We start from the raw sequence: 437 nt of genomic DNA, 5'->3' as shown, positions 1-437 counted from the left end.
GCATTATACCTCAACCTTATTTGTTAAACTGTTAAGTCTTGTTATGAATAAACACAGTTTGTTAGATAACGAAGGCTTAGGCATTGAGATGGAAGCGGATAAACCAGGGTGGAACGATGCGATGAATGGTGTGCCGGGCTTACATGGTTCAGGCGTGAGTGAAACAATTGAACTATTAAGAATTGTGGAATTTTTATCTAAATATCCATCGAGCGGAGAAACAACGCTTCCTATTGAGATGAAACGTTTCTTTGAAGCCTTGAATAAAGGCCATGCGTATAAAGCGAGAGTCAAAGCACGTGAAGACTACCGTGAAGCCATTCGTTTTGGATTAAGTGGTGAGATGGAAAGTGTAGATTTAAAAACCATTAATGCGTACTTAGAAGATTTAAGACGATATATTAAAGACCGTTTAGAATTCTTGTTTGAAGAAAATA

The 437-nt window shown here is 37.5% G+C and carries 1 protein-coding gene; it reads left to right on the top strand.

Annotation, left to right across the window (positions count from 1 at the left end):
* Positions 1–88 precede the first annotated feature (88 nt).
* Positions 89–437, top strand: a 349-nt coding sequence (locus ABCO64_RS10355; protein WP_343089406.1) for a hypothetical protein, incomplete at its 3' end; no start/stop codon positions are given.

The organism is Methanocalculus natronophilus (genome assembly GCF_038751955.1).
GTDB lineage: Archaea > Halobacteriota > Methanomicrobia > Methanomicrobiales > Methanocorpusculaceae > Methanocalculus > Methanocalculus natronophilus.
Note: the sequence above shows the minus strand (reverse complement) of the source record. Positions and strands in the feature narration are given on the sequence as shown.